This is a genomic window from Mycobacterium haemophilum DSM 44634, from assembly GCF_000340435.2.
Taxonomy (GTDB): domain Bacteria; phylum Actinomycetota; class Actinomycetes; order Mycobacteriales; family Mycobacteriaceae; genus Mycobacterium; species Mycobacterium haemophilum.
Genome location: NZ_CP011883.2, coordinates 4,118,652 through 4,136,777, shown reverse-complemented (window position 1 = coordinate 4,136,777; position 18,126 = coordinate 4,118,652). Strand labels below are relative to the sequence as shown.

10 protein-coding genes are annotated in these 18,126 nt (G+C 65.4%); all 10 read left to right on the top strand.

Translation table 11 applies throughout. From position 1 onward, the window contains the following. Nucleotides 1-34 precede the first annotated feature (34 nt). The 10 genes from B586_RS19220 (at nt 35) to B586_RS19170 (ending at nt 18,105) form a co-directional block, all read left to right on the top strand. Nucleotides 35-1,975, top strand: a complete 1,941-nt coding sequence (locus B586_RS19220) for a glycosyltransferase (RefSeq protein WP_054879102.1) — start codon at nt 35-37, stop codon at nt 1,973-1,975. Next, entirely contained in the window at nt 1,968-2,555 is a 588-nt protein-coding gene (locus tag B586_RS19215) for a phosphatase PAP2 family protein (protein WP_047314790.1), read from the top strand. Before B586_RS19220 ends, B586_RS19215 begins: the two co-directional genes overlap by 8 nt. Beyond that, a complete protein-coding gene (locus B586_RS19210; protein ID WP_047314791.1) occupies nt 2,552-3,460 on the top strand; it encodes a decaprenyl-phosphate phosphoribosyltransferase in 909 nt (302 codons plus the stop codon). The genes B586_RS19215 and B586_RS19210 overlap by 4 nt, the downstream gene beginning before the upstream one ends. Continuing rightward, the gene (gene aftB / locus B586_RS19205) at nt 3,447-5,459 is read left to right on the top strand and encodes a terminal beta-(1->2)-arabinofuranosyltransferase (RefSeq protein WP_418001111.1); all 2,013 of its coding nucleotides are present in this window, start codon (nt 3,447-3,449) and stop codon (nt 5,457-5,459) included. Before B586_RS19210 ends, aftB begins: the two co-directional genes overlap by 14 nt. A gap of 395 nt (nt 5,460-5,854) precedes the next feature. Next, the gene (gene ag85A / locus B586_RS19195; protein WP_047314793.1) at nt 5,855-6,871 is read left to right on the top strand and encodes a diacylglycerol acyltransferase/mycolyltransferase Ag85A; all 1,017 of its coding nucleotides are present in this window, start codon (nt 5,855-5,857) and stop codon (nt 6,869-6,871) included. Between the two features lie 151 nt (nt 6,872-7,022). Then, the gene (locus B586_RS19190) at nt 7,023-7,925 is read left to right on the top strand and encodes an esterase family protein (protein WP_047314869.1); all 903 of its coding nucleotides are present in this window, start codon (nt 7,023-7,025) and stop codon (nt 7,923-7,925) included. Between the two features lie 153 nt (nt 7,926-8,078). Further along, nucleotides 8,079-9,098, top strand: coding sequence for a carboxylesterase Culp6 (gene culp6 / locus B586_RS19185; protein WP_047314794.1), 1,020 nt, complete (start codon nt 8,079-8,081; stop codon nt 9,096-9,098). A 235-nt stretch (nt 9,099-9,333) separates the two neighbouring features. After that, nucleotides 9,334-11,223 carry a long-chain-fatty-acid--AMP ligase FadD32 gene (fadD32, locus tag B586_RS19180; RefSeq protein ID WP_047314795.1) on the top strand — a complete coding sequence of 630 codons (1,890 nt, stop codon included), beginning with the start codon at nt 9,334-9,336 and terminating at the stop codon, nt 11,221-11,223. Between the two features lie 4 nt (nt 11,224-11,227). Continuing rightward, on the top strand, nt 11,228-16,555 hold the full coding sequence (gene pks13, locus B586_RS19175; RefSeq protein WP_054879104.1) for a polyketide synthase Pks13: 5,328 nt from the start codon (nt 11,228-11,230) through the stop codon (nt 16,553-16,555). After that, the gene (locus B586_RS19170) at nt 16,552-18,105 is read left to right on the top strand and encodes an acyl-CoA carboxylase subunit beta (RefSeq protein ID WP_054879105.1); all 1,554 of its coding nucleotides are present in this window, start codon (nt 16,552-16,554) and stop codon (nt 18,103-18,105) included. The genes pks13 and B586_RS19170 overlap by 4 nt, the downstream gene beginning before the upstream one ends. Nucleotides 18,106-18,126 lie beyond the last annotated feature (21 nt).

The window sequence follows — 18,126 nt, the reverse complement described above, 5'->3', positions numbered from 1 at the left end:
ATGCAGAGCGCAGCGATGAGAAGGAGCGGCACCAGTGACCGCCGTCAGCCTGCTCTCCCGGATTATCCTGCCGCGCCCAGGTGAACCCCTCGATGTCCGCAAACTGTATTTAGAGGAATCGACCACCAACGCCCGGCGTGCGCATGCGACCAGCCGCACCGCGCTGCAGATCGGTGCGGAATCCGAGGTGTCGTTCGCCACGTACTTCAATGCGTTCCCGGCCAGCTACTGGCGCCGCTGGACGACCTGCGAGTCGGTGGTGCTGCGGGTCGAAGTGACCGGAGCTGGACGCGTCGACGTCTACCGCACCAAGGCCACCGGGGCGCGCATCTTCGTCGAAGGCCGCGAGTTCGCCGGTGTCGAGGATGACCCCAGCACGGCCCAAGTCGTCGAGGTCGAGGTGGGCCTGCAACCGTTCGAGGATGGCGGCTGGATTTGGTTCGACATCACCACCGACTCGCACGTCACCCTGTGCAGCGGCGGTTGGTATGCCACCACACCGGCTCCGGGCAAGGCCAATATCGCGGTCGGCATCCCAACCTTCAACCGACCCGCAGACTGTGCCAACGCGCTGGCCGAACTCACCGCCGACCCGTTGGTGGACGAGGTGATTGGGGCAGTGATCGTGCCCGATCAGGGCGTCCGGAAGCTGCGCGATCATCCGGACTTCCCCGCCGCGGCTGCCCGGCTGGGCGGTCGGCTCTCCATTCACGATCAGCCCAACCTGGGCGGTTCCGGCGGGTATAGCCGAGTTATGTATGAGGCGCTGAAAAACACTGATTGCCAACAGATTCTGTTCATGGACGACGACATCCGCATCGAGCCGGACTCGATTCTTCGGGTGTTGGCGATGCACCGCTTCGCCAAGAGTCCAATGCTGGTCGGTGGCCAGATGCTCAACCTGCAGGAGCCGTCGCACCTGCACATCATGGGCGAGGTGGTGAACCGGTCGAACTTCATGTGGACCGCCGCGCCGCACGCCGAGTACGACCATGATTTCGCCGAATATCCGTTGAACGACAAAGAGGACAAAAGCAAGCTGCTGCACCGGCGCATCGACGTCGACTACAACGGCTGGTGGACGTGCATGATCCCGCGGCAAGTCGCCGAAGAACTGGGACAGCCGCTGCCGCTGTTCATCAAATGGGACGACGCCGACTACGGGCTGCGGGCCGCCGAACACGGCTACCCGACGGTCACACTGCCCGGCGCAGCGATCTGGCACATGGCGTGGAGCGACAAAGACGACGCCATCGACTGGCAGGCCTACTTCCATTTGCGCAACCGGTTGGTGGTCGCGGCCATGCACTGGGACGGCCCAAAGACGCAAGTCGCCGGCCTGGTCCGCAGTCACCTGAAGGCGACGCTGAAACACCTTGCCTGCCTTGAATATTCAACGGTGGCAATCCAGAACAAGGCCATCGACGACTTCCTGGCCGGCCCGGAGCACATCTTCTCGATTCTGGAATCGGCGCTGCCGCAAGTGCACCGCATGCGCAAGGAGTACCCCGACGCGGTTGTCCTGCCAGCAGCGACTGAGCTGCCGCCGCCGGTGCACAAAAACAAGGTGATGAAGCCGCCGGTGAACCCGCTGTCCATCGGCTATCGGCTGGCGCGCGGGATATTCCACAACCTCACCGCGGCTGACCCGGAATGCCACCAACGCCCGGAATTCAACGTGCCAACTCAGGACGCGCGCTGGTTCCTGCTCTGCACGGTGGACGGGGTCACCGTCACCACCGCCGACGGGTGCGGCGTGGTCTACCGGCAGCGTGACCGGGCCAAGATGCTCTCGTTGCTGTTTTCCTCACTGCGCCGTCAGCGTCAGCTGGTGCGCCGATTCGATGAGATGCGCAAGCTCTACCGCGATGCGTTGCCCGTGCTATCTAGTAAGCAGAAGTGGGAGACGGCGTTGTTGCCGGCCGCAGACTCATCCATTAGCCCTCCCGCCAAACAAGAGTCCGAGCATGCCTGAAGCACCTCTTTTTGAGGCGCCTACTGGCGAGGTGGCCGCGATGGTGGCCGTTCAGTCGGCGCTGGCTGGCCGAGCCGGTGTGCTGCCCACGGCGCGAGGAATGTCGCACTTCGGGGAACACAGCGTCGGCTGGCTGGCGGTGTCATTGCTCGGTGCGATCCTGGTGCCGCGCCGTCGCCGGGACTGGCTGGTGGCCGGGGCCGGCGCGTTCGTCGCACATGCGGCCGCTGTGTTGATCAAACGGATGGTCCGGCGTACCCGGCCGAACCATCCGGCCGTCGCAGTGAATGTCGGCACACCCAGCCAGCTGAGCTTCCCGTCGGCGCATGCCACGTCGACCACGGCCGCGGCCATCTTGATCGGCCGGGCCAGCGGGCTGCCCAAAGGAATAGCCGCCGCGGTGCTGGTGGCTCCGATGGCGCTGTCGCGGATAGTGCTGGGGGTGCACTATCCCAGCGACGTGGCCTTCGGCATCGCGCTTGGTGCCGCGGTCGCGGGTACTACCGCCCGTTTCGAAAGCCGGCTATCACGCAGATGGCCGGCCCAACACGGCCCCAGCGCGGGAGGTGCGGCCAAATGAGCGAAGACGTGATGATAGGGCCTCCGGGGAACCTGGTCACCGGGGTGGTCAAGGCGATTCGCCCGCGGCAGTGGGTGAAGAACGTGCTGGTGTTGGCCGCGCCGGTGGCCGGGTTGGGCGGCGGCATGCACTACAAATATGCCGAACTACTGACCGACGTGTCGCTGGCCTTCGTGGTATTCAGCCTGGCCGCCTCGTCGGTGTACTTGATCAACGACGTGCGCGACATCGAGGCGGATCGGGAGCACCCGACCAAAAGGTTCCGGCCGATCGCGGCCGGCGTGGTTCCCGAGTGGCTGGCCTACACCCTCGCGGCGGTGCTGGGAGTGGCCTCCCTGGTCATCGCCTGGCTACTGACGCCGAATTTGGCGCTAGTAATGGCGATTTACATTGGCATGCAGCTGGGCTACTGCTTCGGCCTCAAACACCAAGCCGTGGTCGACATCTGCATCGTGTCGTCGGCGTATTTGATCCGGGCTATCGCCGGCGGTGTGGCCACTAACATCCCACTGTCACAATGGTTTTTGCTGACTGCGGCGTTCGGGTCGCTATTCATGGTGGCCGGTAAGCGATACGCCGAGCTGCAATTGGCCGAACGCACCGGCGCGGCGATCCGCAAGTCGCTGGAAAGCTACACCAGCACCTATTTGCGGTTCGTCTGGACGTTGTCGGCCACCGCAGTGGTGATGTGTTACGGGCTGTGGGCATTCGAGCGGGACCGCCACTGCGGGTCTTGGTTCGCGGTGTCGATGGTCCCGTTCACTATCGCGATCCTGCGTTACGCGGTGGATGTCGACGGCGGGCTGGCCGGGGAGCCCGAAGACATTGCGCTACGTGACCGGGTGCTTCAGCTACTGGCACTGACATGGGTCGGAACAATTGGTGCCGCTGTTGCCTTCGGCTAGTCCCGATCTGACTGGCCGCACGGGCCCAAAGGGCCTAAATGGTCCGGTAATTCGGCGCCGGCCGGTGATCAGGCAGGTCGGTTGGCCGCTGTTTCCGTACCACATCGTGGTCCGGGTCAGCCTGTGGGTCAGCGTGGTGTTGGTGGCCGTGGTGTTTGGTTGGGGGGCCTGGCAACGACGTTGGATCGCTGACGACGGACTGATCGTCTTGCGCACCGTGCGCAATCTGTTGGCTGGCAACGGACCGGTGTTCAACCAAGGCGAGCGGGTAGAGGCCAACACCTCCACGGCGTGGACCTATCTGCTGTATGCGGGGAGCTGGGTCGGCGGGCCGATGCGCTTCGAGTATGTGGCGTTGGCCGCGGCTCTGGTGCTTTCTGTGCTCGGCGTGGTGCTGCTGATGCTGGGGACGGGCCGGTTGTATGCACCTAGCTTGCGGGGCCGTCAGGCGATCATGCTGCCCGCCGGGGCGCTGGTTTACATTGCGCTGCCGCCGGCGCGGGACTTCGCCACATCCGGCCTGGAGAGCGGCCTGGTATTGGCCTATCTGGGGCTGTTGTGGTGGATGATGGTCTGCTGGGCGCAGCCGCTGCGGAATCGGCCGCAAAGCCGGGGATTCATCGGTGCACTGGCGTTCGTGGCGGGGTGCAGCGTTCTGGTACGCCCCGAGTTGGCGTTGATCGGCGGGGTCGCGCTGATCATGCTGATGGTCGCCGCCCGGACCTGGCGGCTCCGCGCGCTGATCGTGGTGGCTGGAGGATTCCTACCGGTTGCCTACCAGATCTTCCGGATGGGCTATTACGGCCTGCTGGTGCCGGGTACCGCCCTGGCCAAAGACGCGGCGGGCGACAAGTGGTCACAAGGCATGGTTTATCTGTCGAACTTCAACCAACCCTACGCACTGTGGGTGCCGGTGGTGCTCTTGGTGCCGTTGGGATTGTTGCTGATGTCGATTCGTCGTCGGCCATCTTTTGTGCGCCCGATGGAGGCCCCCAACTACGGCCGGGTGGCCCGGGCGGTACAAAGCCCGCCAGCTGTCGTGGTCTTCGTCGTCGGCAGCGGGCTCCTGCAGGCGTTCTACTGGATCCGGCAAGGCGGCGACTTTATGCACGGCCGGGTGTTGTTGGCGCCGCTATTTTGTTTGCTGGCTCCGGTGGCGGTCATCCCGGTGGCGTTTCCCGACGGTGTGGACTTCTCGCGGCCGACCGGTCATTGGTTGGCTGGTGCGGCCAGCCTGCTGTGGCTGGGGGTGGCGGGCTGGTCGCTGTGGGCAGCCAACTCGCCGGGGATGGGTGACGACGCCACCCACGTCAGCTACTCGGGGATCGTCGACGAGCGGCGCTTCTACGCGCAGGCCACCGGTCACGCCCATCCGCTGACCGCGGCCGACTACCTGGATTATCCGCGGATGGCTGCGGTCCTGGTCGCGCTCAACAACACCCCTGACGGCGCGTTGTTGCTACCGTCTGGCAACTACATTCAGTGGGATCTTGTGCCGATGATCCAGCCGCCGCCACCTGCGCCGGGAAGCCCTCCGGCTGGCGCAGCGTCCCAAAAGCCCCAGCACACGGTGTTTTTCACCAACCTCGGCATGCTTGGCATGAACGTCGGGCTCGATGTCAGGGTGATCGACCAAATCGGGTTGGCAAATCCCCTGGCGCAGCACACCGAACGGCTGCAGCACGGCCGGATCGGGCATGACAAGAACCTGTTCCCGGACTGGGTGATCGCCGACGGTCCCTGGGTGAAGTGGTACCCAGGCATTCCCGGCTATCTCGACCAGGCATGGGTTGCGCAAGCGGTAGCGGCCCTGCAGTGCTCCGAGACCCAGGCGGTGCTGAGCTCAGTGCGCGCCCCGATGACCCCGCATCGGTTCGTCTCCAACCTGTTGAATTCGTTTGAGTTCACCCAGTACCGGATTGACCGTGTTCCGCTCTACGAGCTCGCCAGGTGTGGGCTGCCGGTGCCCGACGTGCCCGCTGCTGCCCCGCACGAGTGAGCACTCGGCGGCGGACTCGCCGGTGACGTGAAGCCGGCGAATTTTGGCCGCTGCGCCGTCCCGCGCAGCAGGAATTTTGGACAGCCATCGGTCGATCGAGGCCGCGGTCGATCGGCCGATCCTGCGAATACTGACAGCAAAATCACAATTAAGTCCTCACCTGCGCGGTGACGCCAGCCAGACACGTGCGGAAATGTCATTTCCAGGGGACGTGCGTGACGTGAAAATCACCGAAAACCGCCGCCGGATGGCGGTTTGAGCGACTCGCTCGATGACAGCGGATGCCCTAAGTTGTGGTTGACTACACGGGCACTGCAGCGTTTAGCGCATGCAGTCCTACCTGATTGAGGATGCGCCGAAACGTAACAATGCGCGTAAAGGATGAGGAAGCAAGGATGAAGTTTGTTGATAGGTTTCGAGGCGCCGTGGCGGGTATGCCGCGCCGACTCGTGGTTGGGGCCGTGGGTGCGGCCCTGCTGTCGGGTCTGATCGGCGTCGTCGGCTCGGCGACCGCCGGAGCGTTCTCCCGGCCGGGACTGCCGGTGGAGTACCTGCAGGTTCCCTCGGCGGGAATGGGCCGCGACATCAAGGTCCAGTTCCAAAGCGGAGGCGCCAACTCGCCCGCGCTGTACCTGCTAGACGGGTTGCGCGCGCAAGACGACTTCAGCGGCTGGGACATCAACACCCCCGCGTTCGAGTGGTACTACCAGTCGGGCATTTCGGTAGTCATGCCGGTCGGCGGGCAGTCCAGCTTCTACAGCGACTGGTACAGCCCGGCCTGCGGCAAGGCCGGTTGCCAGACCTATAAGTGGGAGACCTTCCTGACCAGCGAGTTGCCGCAGTACCTGCAGAGCAACAAGCAGGTCAAGCCCACCGGCAGCGCGGCGGTCGGTCTTTCGATGGCCGGGTCGTCGGCGCTGACGCTGGCGATCTACCACCCGCAGCAGTTCATCTATGCCGGCGCGATGTCGGGCTTGCTGGACCCCTCCAACGCAATGGGTCCCACGTTGATCGGCCTGGCGATGGGTGACGCCGGCGGCTACAAGGCCGCGGACATGTGGGGTCCGAAGGAGGACCCGGCGTGGAAGCGTAATGACCCGTCGGTGAACATTGGCACCCTGATCGCTAACAACACCCGCATCTGGGTGTACTGCGGCAACGGCAAGCCGACGGAGCTGGGCGGCAACAACCTGCCCGCCAAGTTCCTCGAGGGCTTCGTGCGTACCAGCAACATCAAGTTCCAGGACGCCTACAACGCAGGCGGCGGCCACAACGCGGTCTTCAACTTCCCGGACAGCGGCACGCACAGCTGGGAGTACTGGGGCGAGCAGCTACAAGCCATGAAGCCGGACCTACAGCAGCATTTGGGTGCGACGCCCAACGCTGGCGGTGAGGCCACTCAGGGCGCCTAGCCAATCCCGCTAACGGCGGCGACCTGTGAAGGTCGCCGCCGTTAGCTATTTCCGGGTAGCTCCCACGAGTGTGTTGTGGTCCACTACCCTGCGGACGTGGGTTCGCTGGGCGCTGGATAGTGTGCACACAGCGGCGGCGATGGAGGTAGACATGCGGGGTCTGTCAGCAGTTCTGCGGGTGGTCTGCGTTGCCACACTGGCGGTCGGGGTGGGAGCTGTGACCGTGCTGACGGGAACCACCGGCAACGCCGGGGCCGCGGGTTACGAAAGCTTGATGGTGCCGTCGGCCGCGATGGGCCGTGATATCCCGGTCGCCTTCATGGCCGGCGGGCCGCACGCGGTGTACCTGCTCGATGCCTTCAACGCCGCCCCGGATGTCAGCAACTGGGTGACCGCGGGCAATGCGATGAACACGCTGGCCGGCAAGGGGATCTCGGTGGTGGCGCCCGCCGGCGGCGCCTACAGCATGTACACCAACTGGGAGAACGACGGCAGCAAGCAGTGGGACACCTTCCTGTCCAGCGAGCTGCCCGACTGGCTGGCAGCTAACCGGGGCCTGGCGCCCGGCGGCCACGCGGCCGTCGGCGCCTCGCAGGGTGGGTATGCCGCGATGGCGCTGGCCGCCTTCCACCCCGACCGCTTCGGCTTCGCCGGTTCGCTGTCCGGGTTTGTGTACCCGTCGAGCACCAACTACAACGGCGCGATCCTGGCTGGCCTGCAGCAGTTCGGCGGCATCGACGGTAACGGGATGTGGGGCGCCCCGCAGCTGGGCCGGTGGAAGTGGCACGACCCCTACGTGCATGCCGCGCTGCTGGCGCAGAATAACACCCGCGTGTGGGTCTACAGCCCGATGAATATGGGCGGCGACGACGCCGCAATGATCGGCCAGGCGGGCGCGGCGATGGGCAGCTCCCGGGAGTTCTACCAGCAGTACCGCAGCGCCGGTGGTCACAACGGTCACTTTGACTTCCCGGGCGGCGGTGACAACGGCTGGGGGACGTGGGCGCCGCAGTTGGCTGTTATGTCGGGCGATATCGTCGGCGCCATTCGCTAGGGAGGCGCCAGCAGCACGGGCGGTGCTGTGCAACGAGCCGGTAGCGTGTAGGGCGTGCGCTCCGGGCGGTCAGGGTGCGCGTCACCACCGCCCACCGTATGTGCACCGGACCCCTTCGAAGCGACCTACCGACTCTGCTAGCAGGAGACCCCGATGGCCAAGAAGGCCAAGAACGCGCGGCGTAAGCGCCACCGAGTCCTCGCCTGGACGGCCGCCTTGTCGATGGCGGCCGTCGTGGCGCTGGTCATTGTGGCCGTGGTGATCATGTTGCGCAGCACCGAATCCCCGCCCAGTGCGGTGCCGCCCGGCGTACTGCCCACTCCGTCGACCTCACCTCACCCGCGCAAGCCCCGGCCCGCTTTTCAAGACGCGTCCTGCCCCGACGTGCAGTTGATCGTTGTTCCCGGCACCTGGGAATCGTCTTCGCAGGACAATCCACTTGATCCGGTGCAATTTCCGAATGCGTTGCTGCGCAACTTGACTACGACGATCGGCCAGCAGTTTCCGACCTCCCGAGTGCAGACGTACACGATTCCGTACACCGCGCAGTTCCACAATCCACTCAGTGGCGACAAGCAGATGACCTATAACGACAGCCGTGCCGAAGGCACCCGCGCGATGGTTCAAGAGATGACCAACGTGAACAACAAGTGCCCGTTGACCAGCTACGTGCTGGTCGGCTTTTCGCAGGGCGCGGTGATCGCCGGCGACATCGCCAGCGATATCGGCAACGGCCGCGGACCCGTCGATGACGACCTGGTGCTCGGTGTGACGCTGATCGCCGACGGCCGTCGCCAACAGGGCGTGGGCAACGACGTCGGGCCCAACCCGCCGGGCGAGGGTGCCGAGGTCACCTTGCACGAGGTGCCGGTTCTGTCCGGGCTCGGTCTGACCATGACGGGTGCGCGGCCTGGTGGTTTTGGCGCGCTGGACAGCAAGACCAACGAGATCTGCGCCCCCGGCGACCTGATCTGCGCTGCCCCGACGGAGGCATTCAGCGTCGCTAACCTGCCGGCTACGCTGAACACGCTGGCCGGCGGCGCCGGCCAGCCGATCCACGCGATGTATGCCACTCCCCAGTTCTGGCACCTCGACGGGGCGCCCGCGACCGTTTGGACATTGAATTGGGTGCATCGGCTTATCGAAGACGCGCCGCATCCTAAGCATGGATGACATGACTTAAAGTAGGCCGCTAATGGGCGCGATCAGCGGTACCTTGTGATTTGGTCTGCCGCGCGCCGCCGCCTAACATTAAGAGAAATTTAAGAGCATGTGGTTGACCCGTTCGGGTCGAAGCTAGCAGTGGCCAGCGCACGTCTAAATGTGCGCCGCGCGAAGGCTGGCCCGTGCGCAGATGGAACCGTCGGCGAAGCCGACCGAGAGATGTGTCGTGACAGGAGAGGGTCGCATGGCGTACCACAACCCGTTCATCGTGAATGGAAAGATCAGGTTCCCGGCTAATACCAACCTGGTTCGTCACGTCGAAAAGTGGGCGAAGGTTCGCGGCGACAAGCTGGCCTATCGGTTCCTGGATTTCTCCACCGAACGCGACGGTGTCGCGCGCGACATTCTGTGGTCCGAGTTCAGCGCACGCAACCGTGCGGTGGGGGCCCGCCTGCAGCAAGTCACCCAGCCGGGCGACCGCATCGCCATCCTGTGCCCGCAGAACCTGGACTATCTGATCTCTTTCTTCGGCGCCCTGTACTCCGGCCGGATCGCGGTGCCGCTGTTCGACCCGGCCGAGCCGGGGCACGTCGGCCGGTTGCACGCGGTACTTGACGACTGCACCCCCTCGACGATCCTGACTACCACCGACTCCGCCGAGGGTGTCCGCAAGTTCATCCGCGCTCGTTCAGCCAAGGAGCGCCCCCGCGTCATCGCGGTTGACGCGGTGCCCACCGAGGTCGCCGCCACCTGGCAGCAGCCCGAGGCCAACGAGGAAACCGTCGCTTATCTGCAGTACACGTCGGGCTCCACCCGCATTCCGAGCGGTGTGCAGATCACCCACCTGAACCTGCCCACCAATGTGGTGCAGGTGCTGAATGCGCTGGAAGGGCAGGAAGGCGACCGTGGGGTCAGCTGGCTCCCGTTCTTCCACGACATGGGTCTGATCACGGTGCTGCTCGCGTCGGTGCTTGGCCACAGCTTCACCTTTATGACGCCCGCGGCGTTCGTGCGTCGGCCTGGTCGCTGGATCCGCGAACTCGCGCGCAAGCCCGAAGACACCGGCGGCACTTTCTCGGCCGCGCCGAACTTTGCGTTTGAACACGCCGCGATGCGCGGGCTGCCCCGAGATGATGAGCCGCCACTGGACCTGAGCAACGTTAAGGGCATCCTCAACGGCAGCGAGCCGGTGTCACCGGCGTCAATGCGCAAGTTCTTTGAAGCGTTTGCGCCGTATGGTTTGAAGCAGACCGCCGTCAAGCCGTCTTACGGGCTGGCCGAGGCGACGCTGTTTGTCTCGACCACCCCGATGGACGAGAAGCCCACCGTGATTCACGTGGATCGCGACGAGCTGAACAACCAGCGGTTCGTTGAGGTGGCCGCCGACGCACCGAACGCGGTCGCCCAGGTCTCGGCGGGCAAGGTCGGGGTCAGCGAATGGGCGATTATCGTCGACGCCGACACGGCCACCGAGCTGCCGGACGGGCAGATCGGTGAGATCTGGCTGCACGGCAACAACCTCGGTACCGGTTATTGGGGCAAGGAAGAAGAGTCCGCCCAGACCTTTAAGAACATCCTCAAATCGCGGATCAGCGAGTCGCGCGCGGAGGGAGCCCCCGACGACGCGCTGTGGGTGCGCACTGGCGACTACGGCACCTACTTCAAGGACCACCTCTATATAGCGGGCCGGATCAAGGACCTCGTCATTATCGACGGCCGCAACCATTACCCGCAGGACCTGGAGTACACGGCACAGGAATCGACCAAGGCGTTGCGCGTTGGCTACGTAGCCGCTTTCTCCGTCCCAGCTAACCAGCTGCCCCAGACGGTGTTCGACGACCCGCACGCCGGCCTGAAGTTCGACGCCGAGGACACCTCCGAACAGCTGGTGATCGTCGGTGAGCGCGCCGCCGGCACGCACAAGCTCGACTACCAGCCCATCGCTGACGACATTCGCGCGGCCATCGCTGTCGGGCACGGGGTGACCGTGCGTGATGTGCTGCTGGTGCAGGCTGGAACGATTCCCCGGACCTCCAGCGGAAAGATCGGGCGCCGCGCCTGCCGCGCCGCCTATATCGACGGCAGTTTGCGCAGCGGCGCCAGCTCCCCGACGGTCTTCGCTGCTGAGTCCTGAAATCATGGCTGATACAGACGAACCGCAGGAGAACCCCCCCGCCAACAAGACCGAGATGCGCGCCGGCGACGATGCAGAGCGCAGCGATGAGGAGGAGCGGCGCATAACAACCGTGCCCGAAATGCGGCAGTGGTTGCGCAACTGGGTGGGTAAGGCCGTCGGGAAGTCGCCCGACGACATCGACGAGTCGGTGCCGATGGTGGAGCTCGGATTGGCGTCGCGGGACGCCGTGGCGATGGCGGCCGACATCGAAGACCTGACCGGCGTCACGCTATCGGTCGCGGTGGCCTTCCAGCATCCGACCATCGAATCGCTGGCGACCCGGATCATCGAGGGCGAACCCGAGCCCGACGATGACGGCGTGGACGCTGTCGACTGGTCGCGCACCGGCCCCGCGGAGCGCGTTGACATCGCGGTCGTGGGCTTGTCGACGCGGCTACCGGGTGACATGAACTCCCCTGAGGAAACCTGGCAGGCGCTGCTGGAAGGCCGCGACGCCATCACCGATCTGCCCGCAGGCCGCTGGTCGGAATTCCTAGACGAGCCGCGGCTGGCGCAGCGAATCGCGCAGGCCCGCACCCGCGGTGGCTATTTGAAGGACATCAAGGGTTTTGACTCCGAGTTCTTCGCGGTCGCCAAGACCGAAGCCGACAACATCGACCCGCAGCAGCGGATGGCGCTGGAGCTGACCTGGGAGGCCCTCGAGCACGCCCGCATCCCCGCGTCGAGTCTGCGTGGCGAGGCCGTCGGCGTGTACATCGGCAGCTCCACCAACGACTACAGCTTCTTGGCGGTCTCGGACCCGACGGTCGCCCACCCCTATGCGATCACCGGTACGAGCAGTTCCATCATCGCCAACCGGGTGTCGTACTTCTACGACTTCCGCGGCCCGTCGGTCACCATCGACACCGCATGCTCGAGCTCGCTGGTGGCGATCCATCAGGGCGTGCAGGCGCTGCGCAACGGTGAAGCCGATGTCGCGGTGGCCGGGGGGGTTAATGCCTTGATCACGCCCATGGTGACCCTTGGTTTCGACGAGATCGGTGCGGTGCTGGCTCCCGACGGCCGGATCAAGTCGTTCTCGTCGGACGCCGATGGCTACACCCGCTCCGAGGGTGGCGGCATGCTGGTACTCAAGCGGGTGGACGACGCCCGCCGTGACGGCGACCAGATCCTGGCGGTCATCGCCGGCAGCGCGGTCAACCATGACGGCCGGTCCAACGGTCTGATCGCACCCAACCAGGATGCGCAGGCCGACGTGCTGCGCCGGGCCTACAAGGACGCCGGCATCGATCCGCGCACCGTCGACTACATCGAGGCGCACGGCACCGGCACCGTGCTGGGTGACCCGATTGAGGCCGAGGCGCTGGGCCGCGTCGTCGGTAGGGGGCGTCCCGCCGACCGGCCGGCATTGCTGGGCGCGGTGAAAACCAATGTGGGACACCTGGAGTCGGCGGCCGGTGCGGCCAGCATGGCCAAGGTGGTGCTGGCTTTGCAGCATGACAAGCTGCCGCCGTCGATCAACTTCGCCGGACCCAGCCCCTACATCGACTTCGATGCGATGCGGTTGAAAGTCGTTGACACCGCGACTGATTGGCCGCGCTACGGCGGCTACGCGCTGGCCGGGGTATCCAGCTTCGGCTTCGGCGGCGCCAACGCGCACCTGGTGGTGCGCGAGGTCCTGCCTCGCGACGTGATCGAGCGTGAGGCCGAACCCGGGGCCCCCGCGCCAGCAGCGGCTCCGGCCGAAACGCCCACGCTCGAAGGTCACGCGCTGCGGTTCGACGACTTCGGCAACATCATCACCGACACGCCCGCGCCCGAGGACGAGGCTGAGCTGGAGCTGCCCGGCGTCACCGAAGAGGCGCTGCGGCTCAAGGAAGCCGCACTGGAAGAGCTTGCGGCCCAAGAGGTTGCTGAAGGTTTGTCCAAGCCACTGGTCCCCTTGGTGGTGTCGGCATTTTTGACATCCCGCAAGAAGGCCGCCGCCGCCGAGCTGGCGGACTGGATGGACAGCCCGCACGGCCGGGCGTTGTCGCTGGAGTCGATCGGTCGCTCGCTGTCGCGGCGAAACCACGGGCGCTCCCGCGCGGTGGTGCTGGCCCACGACCACGACGAGGCCATCAAGGGTCTGCGGGCGATCGCCGAGGGCAAGCAGCGGCCGAATGTGTTCAGCGTGGACGGTCCGGTGACCAACGGCGCGGTGTGGGTGCTGGCCGGGTTCGGCGCGCAGCACCGCAAGATGGGCAAGAGCCTGTACCTGCGCAACGAGGTCTTCGCCGAGTGGATCGAGAAGGTCGACGCCCTCGTGCAAGACGAGCTGGGTTACTCGATCCTCGAGCTGATCCTGGACGACGCGCAGGACTACGGCATCGAAACCACCCAGGTCACCATCTTCGCGATCCAGATTGCGCTGGGGGAGCTGCTGAAACATCACGGCGCCAAGCCCGCCGCGGTGGTCGGCCAGTCGCTGGGCGAAGCCGCCTGCGCCTACTTCGCTGGGGGGCTGTCGTTGCGCGACGCCACTCGGGCGATCTGCTCGCGCTCGCATCTGATGGGTGAGGGCGAGGCGATGCTGTTCGGCGAGTACATCCGGTTGATGGCGTTGGTGGAGTATTCCGCCGACGAGATCAAGACGGTGTTCTCCGATTTCCCCGATCTCGAGGTGTGCGTCTACGCCGCGCCCACCCAGACCGTCATCGGTGGCCCGCCCGACCAGGTGGACGCGATCATCGCCCGCGCGGAATCGGAGGGCAAGTTCGCCCGCAAGTTCGCGACCAAGGGCGCCAGCCACACCCAGCAGATGGATCCGCTGCTCGGCGAACTCGCCGCGGAGCTACAGGGCATCAGGCCGATGAGCCCGACGGCCGGCATCTACTCGACGGTGCACGAGGGCAGTTACATCAAGCCCGGCGCCGACCCGATCCACGACGTCGATTACTGGAAGAAGGGGCTGCGGCACAGCGTCTATTTCACCCAGGGCATCCGCAACGCCGTCGACAGCGGCCACACTACGTTCCTGGAACTGGCGCCCAACCCGGTGGCGTTGATGCAGGTGGGTCTGACCACGGCAGCGTCCGGTTTGCCTGACGCCCAGCTGATCCCGACGCTGGCCCGTAAGCTTGACGAAGTTGAGTCGATGATCTCGACCATGGCGCAGCTTTATGTGTATGGCCACGACCTGGACATCTGGACTCTGTTTAGTCGCGCCGTTGGACCCGAGGATTACGCCGACATTCCGCCGACCCGGTTCAAACGCAAGGAACACTGGCTCGACGTGCATTTCGCCAGCGACGGCTCGGTGCTCATGCCGGGAAACCATGTCGGGCTGCCGGACGGTCGGCACGTCTGGGAATTCGCGCCCCGGGACAAAACGGATCTCGCGGCGTTGGTGAGAGCCGCTGCGGCGCAAGTGCTTCCGGACGCACACTTGACGGCTGCCGAGCAGCGCGCGATGCCCGGCGAGAGTGCACGGCTGGTGACGACGTTGACTCGGCACCCCGGCGGCGCCTCGGTTCAGGTGCATGCCCGCATCGACGAATCCTTCACGCTGGTGTACGACGCCCTGGTCGCCCGGGCTGGTCAAGAATCAGTGCTGCCGGCCGCGGTGGGTGCGGGTACAGCGATGGCGGCTGCACCGACGGTGGCCCCAGAGGCTCCGCCAACGGAGACAGTGGAACCGGCGGCGGAAACCCTGACGGACAGTTTGACCAACCGTTACCTGCGGTCCGACATGGGCAGATGGTCACCCGACTCCGGCGAGACCATCAGCCAACGACTGGGCGCCATCGTGGCGGCGGCCATGGGTTACGAACCCGAAGACCTGCCGTGGGAGGTGCCGCTGATCGAGCTGGGCCTGGACTCGCTGATGGCGGTGCGGATCAAGAACCGCGTCGAATACGACTTCGACCTGCCGCCGATCCAGCTGCAGGCGGTACGCGACGCCAACCTTTACAACGTCGAGAAGCTGATCGAGTACGCGATCGAGCACCGCGACGAAGTCGAGCAGCTACACGAGTACCAGAAGACCCAGACGGCTTCCGAAATAGCCACTGAAATCGCTAAAGCGCAGGCGGACTTGGTGGCCGGTACTGCCGTCAGCACCCCCGCCCCCGCGCCGCCGGCAGCCGAGGCGCCGATTCCTCCTCCACCGACGGATCCGTCGGGCCCGTTGGGTAACGGCAGCAAGCCGGATCTCGCTGCTGCAGCAGAAGCGCTGAGCCAAGAAGCGGTGGCTAAGGCGCTGAACTCTGACGTGCCGCCGCGTGATGCCGCCGAGCGAGTCACCTTCGCGACCTGGGCGGTCGTCACCGGGAAGTCCCCGGGCGGCATTTTCAATACGCTGCCCAAGCTGGACGGTGACACCGCAGCCAAGATGGCGCAACGGCTCTCCGAGCGCGCTGAAGGGCCGATCACCGCCGAGGACGTGCTGACCTCGGAGAACATCGAGGCGTTGGCCGACAAGGTGCGCAACTACCTGGAGGCCGGGCAGATCGACGGGTTCGTCCGCACCTTGCGTGCTCGGCCGGAGGGCAGCTCGACGCCTCCGGTGTTTGTGTTCCACCCGGCCGGCGGCTCGACCGTGGTGTATGAGCCGTTGCTCAAGCGGCTGCCGGCCGATACCCCGATGTACGGCTTCGAGCGGGTCGAAGGCTCGATCGAAGAGCGCGCGGCGGCCTACGTGCCGAAGCTCATCGAGATGCAGGGCGACGGCCCCTACATTCTGGCCGGTTGGTCGCTGGGCGGCGTGCTGGCCTACGCGTGCGCGATCGGGCTCAAGCAACAGGGCAAGGACGTCGCGTGGGTGGGGCTGATCGACGCGGTACGCGCGGGCGAGGAGATCCCGCAGACCAAGGAGGAGATCCGCAAGCGCTGGGATCGCTACGCCCGGTTCGCTGAGAAGACCTTCAACGTCACCGTCCCGGCGATCCCCTACGAGCAGCTTGAGGAGCTCGACGACGAGGGCCAGGTCCGGTTTGTGCTGGACGCCGTCAGCCAGAGCGGGGTGCAGATCCCGGCCGGGATCATCGAGCACCAGCGCACGTCGTATCTGGATAACCGGGCGATCGACACCGCCCAGATCCAGCCCTACGACGGGCATGTCACCCTGTACATGGCTGATCGCTACCATGACGACGCGATCATGTTCGAGCCGCGCTATGCCGTTCGTAAACCGGACGGCGGCTGGGGCGAGTACGTTTCCGACCTCGAGGTGGTGCCGATCGGTGGCGAGCACATCCAGGCCATCGACGAGCCGATCATCGCCAAGGTGGGCGAACACATGAGCCGGGCCTTGACCAAGATCGGGGCTGAGCAGAAGGCGCCCAAATGACCACGAAGAGCACGGCCGCGAGCCTGGCCGAGTTACGCGAAAAGCTGGAGCTGGCCAAGGAGCCCGGCGGTGAGAAGGCCGCCGCGAAGCGCGAGAAGAAGGGCATCCCCAGCGCCCGCGCCCGGATCTATGAGCTGGTCGATCCGGGCAGTTTCCTCGAGATCGGCGCGCTGGCGCGGACCCCGGGTGATCCCAACGCGCTGTACGGCGACGGTGTTGTCACCGGGCACGGCCTCATCAACGGCCGGCCGGTCGGGGTGTTCTCGCACGACCAGACGGTGTTCGGTGGCACCGTCGGTGAGATGTTCGGCCGCAAGGTGGCCCGGCTGATGGAGTGGTGCGCGATGGTCGGTTGCCCGATCGTCGGCATTAACGACTCCGGCGGCGCACGCATCCAGGACGCGGTGACCTCGCTGGCGTGGTACGCCGAGTTGGGCCGCCGGCACGAACTGCTGAGTGGCATCGTGCCGCAGATCTCCATCATTTTGGGCAAATGCGCTGGGGGAGCGGTGTATTCGCCGATCCAGACCGACCTGGTGGTCGCGGTGCGCGACCAGGGCTACATGTTCGTTACCGGCCCCGACGTCATCAAGGACGTGACCGGTGAGGACGTCAGCCTGGACGAGCTGGGCGGTGCCGACGCCCAGGCCAGTTACGGCAACATCCACCAGGTGGTGGAGTCCGAGGCCGCCGCCTTCGGCTACGTGCGGGATTTCCTGTCGTTCCTGCCGCCCAACTGCTTCGACAAAGCGCCGATCGTAAACCCCGGGCTGGAGCCGCAGATCACGGCAAACGACCTTGAGCTCGACGCGATCGTGCCGGATTCGGACAACACGGCGTACGACATGCATGAGGTGCTGCTGCGGATCTTCGACGACGGTGATTTTTTGGATGTTGCCGCACAAGCCGGACAGGCCATCATCACCGGCTACGCCCGCGTCGACGGCCGCACCGTCGGCGTGGTGGCCAACCAGCCCATGCACATGTCCGGGGCGATTGACAACGAGGCCTCCGACAAGGCCGCGCGGTTTATCCGGTTCTGCGACGCGTTCAATATCCCGTTGGTGTTCGTGGTGGACACGCCTGGGTTCTTGCCGGGAGTGGAGCAGGAGAAAAACGGCATCATCAAGCGCGGCGGTCGGTTCCTGTACGCGGTGGTGGAAGCCGAAGTGCCGAAAGTGACGATCACGATCCGCAAGTCCTATGGCGGCGCGTACGCGGTCATGGGATCCAAGCAGCTGACCGCAGACCTGAACTTTGCCTGGCCGACCGCGCGCATCGCCGTGATCGGCGCTGACGGTGCCGCGCAGCTCTTGATGAAGCGCTTCCCCGACCCGAATTCGCCAGACGCGCAAGCGATCCGCAAGACCTTCGTCGACAACTACAACCTCAACATGGCGATCCCGTGGATCGCCGCCGAGCGCGGGTTCATCGACGCTGTGGTCGAGCCGCACCAAACCCGGCTGTTGCTGCGCAAGTCGCTACATCTGTTGCGCGACAAGCAGCAGTGGTGGCGGGTCGGACGTAAGCACGGGCTCATCCCGGTCTAGGAGTCCTCTTCGCCGAGTGTG

Bases quoted from the DNA above. Each gene is read 5' to 3' on its own strand.
- B586_RS19215 (WP_047314790.1), top strand. From the start codon at position 1,968: ATGCCTGAAGCACCTCTTTTTGAGGCGCCTACTGGCGAGGTGGCCGCG.
- B586_RS19210 (WP_047314791.1), top strand. From the start codon at position 2,552: ATGAGCGAAGACGTGATGATAGGGCCTCCGGGGAACCTGGTCACCGGG.
- ag85A (WP_047314793.1), top strand. From the start codon at position 5,855: ATGAAGTTTGTTGATAGGTTTCGAGGCGCCGTGGCGGGTATGCCGCGC.
- B586_RS19190 (WP_047314869.1), top strand. From the start codon at position 7,023: ATGCGGGGTCTGTCAGCAGTTCTGCGGGTGGTCTGCGTTGCCACACTG.
- culp6 (WP_047314794.1), top strand. From the start codon at position 8,079: ATGGCCAAGAAGGCCAAGAACGCGCGGCGTAAGCGCCACCGAGTCCTC.
- fadD32 (WP_047314795.1), top strand. From the start codon at position 9,334: ATGGCGTACCACAACCCGTTCATCGTGAATGGAAAGATCAGGTTCCCG.
- pks13 (WP_054879104.1), top strand. From the start codon at position 11,228: ATGGCTGATACAGACGAACCGCAGGAGAACCCCCCCGCCAACAAGACC.
- B586_RS19170 (WP_054879105.1), top strand. From the start codon at position 16,552: ATGACCACGAAGAGCACGGCCGCGAGCCTGGCCGAGTTACGCGAAAAG.